This is a genomic window from Elusimicrobiaceae bacterium (assembly GCA_017520185.1).
Lineage (GTDB): Bacteria > Elusimicrobiota > Elusimicrobia > Elusimicrobiales > Elusimicrobiaceae > Avelusimicrobium.
In genome coordinates this window covers 1-2194 of the sequence record JAFXGO010000021.1, presented here as the reverse complement: position 1 = coordinate 2194, position 2194 = coordinate 1, and the positions used below count along the sequence as shown (strand labels likewise).

At 45.9% G+C, this 2194-nt stretch carries 1 pseudogene; it reads right to left on the bottom strand.

Annotation, left to right across the window (positions count from 1 at the left end):
• Positions 1–132 precede the first annotated feature (132 nt).
• Positions 133–660: pseudogene (locus IKL48_03090) on the bottom strand (hypothetical protein).
• Between the last annotated feature and the right edge of the window lie 1534 nt (positions 661–2194).

The following is a 2194-nucleotide window of genomic DNA, read 5'->3' as shown; positions in this document are numbered from 1 at the left end:
TTACTGTGTGTGTATGAAAGGCCATTAGCCGTTAGCGAGCGTTAGCCCCCTGTTCCCCCTCAGTTCTCCCCATAGAGGGGGAGATGCCCCAAAGGGGCAGAGGGGGTTTTGGGCCGGGGGAGGGTCCCCCTTTTACCCCGCCAATCCTCCGTTACCCTCCTCATCGTCGGGGTTGGGCGTTGGATTACTGGGCGTGGGGTCGGGCTCCTCGCCGTTGTCCACGTTGCCGTCGTCGTCGCTGGTTACCTGCTTGATGACGTTGCCGTTGCGGTCGTAGCAGGTGATGCTGATGGCGGTCTTTGCCAGCTCGTCCTTGATTTCGGTGCTGGGGGTGAAGATTACGCGTCGGCTGGTGATGAGCGCGGAGTTCACGTCCTCCACCTTCTCCACGGAGTTGCTTCGCACGCCGAAGCGCATGGTGCCCAGTCCGGGCACGGCCACGCTGTGACCCTCGGTTGCCCAGGCGCGGATCACGTCGCCGATGGCTTCCCAGGCGGCAGAGATGGCTCCCTTGCCGATGCCGCTTCGCAGGGCGGCTTCCTGCACCACCTTGTTCTCACCCAGGCGGCTGTACAACTCGGGCTGCATCACGAACGCCCACTTCTCGGTGCCTTTCTCAAAGGCCACGTTTCTCTCGATTGCTTTGATTTTGATTGACATAAAGTTAAGCCCCCAAGACCCCCTCTGTCCGTTCGGACATCTCCCCCTCTATGGGGAGAACCGCATATGTGTGAAGTAGGGTGTTTCCGCTGGGGTTGCGGTTTTTAGTTTGTGAATGTTTTGTTTTTGACAGAAGAACAAAAGAACATATTTTTGAGTTTGGCCGGTTCTCTTATGTAGCTTATGTGCTCATGTCTGGTCTCTTTTTTACTTTGGCTTTTGGCTGTTAGCCATTGGCTTTCCATACGTCATGCTGAACTTGTTTCAGCATCTCACCGCGAGCCTTCCTTGTCCTTCTCCGCGGACAGATCCTGAAACAAGTTATTCGCCTTCGCTCATCGAAAACATCTTTTATTTTTTTTGAATGAGGTATGGTCAGGATGACGTTGGCGGGGTGTTTGCTGCTTTGCCAATGTCCAATGTCCAACAGCTAATGGTTGTTGTTTTGTTGTCCGGAATAACACTGCAAAGATAATGCTTTATTTTGTGATAACAAAATAAAAACGGAATTATTTTCGCTTATTTGTAAAATTTTATTGGAATCATGGTTTTTCTTTGCCGGCGCGTTGGATTTTTTCTTCGCGAGAGAAAAATTACCGCTACGCCATGCCGTAAATTTTTCCATGCCATGCGCCTGGAGGGGTGTAAAGTTTTTTGCAAATTTTCATTTGCGAAACTGCTTCCGCTCGGCATAACCCCAAGCCAGCTTGGTGTTATGCGCTCGCTCCTTTGCATTTTTGATGATGTTCCATCATCGAAGGAACTCACGCTCGGTCTTCCTCAAATAAATTTGGGAATCCTCTCGCTTAACCGTCCCTTTGCATTTTTGCATTTTTGCATTGTGCAAAATGTGTATGGGTGTGTCCCTATATAATATATTAAGTTATTAAATATATTTAATAATTAAATAAGGTATGCCCCTTCACCCCCATATTCTTTGTGTTTGCAAATTTGCAAAAATGCACAGGGGTGAGGCGAGGACCCGATAAAGGATAGCCCTTATTAATATCCTACAATGAAAATAACGCGACTTTCTGACCAAAATATCCGTTCAAAACACGTTTTTTCGCCCTTTTTCGCAAAAAACGCAAAGACGGATTTCGTAACAAATTAAATATCAGTGCATTGCATTTTTGCATTTTGCATTTTGAAAATGTAGAAGAAGGTACTCTAAACCAAATAAAAAAAAGCCGCTGAAATTCAGCGACTTCCTTATAGTTGTTTTAAACAAATCATTTTCCGATGCAGAGTTTTTATTTACCCACACAGAATGTAAAATGCCGAATTTAATCTATTAGCATTCAGTGTATTACAGAATCATTCCGAAGGACAAAATTTCATTCGGGGGACAGACAGGGGACTGCATTTTTGCAAAGAAACCAATAAAATCTGCAAAAACGCACTTTTTTTAGAATTTTTAGCATATTTGCATTTCGTTGCAACTATGACAAAAGCAGAAATTGTCAGCGAAATCGCTGCAAAGACAGGTTTGGAGAAGCAGGTTGTATTAACTGTTGTAGAAGGTATGATGGAT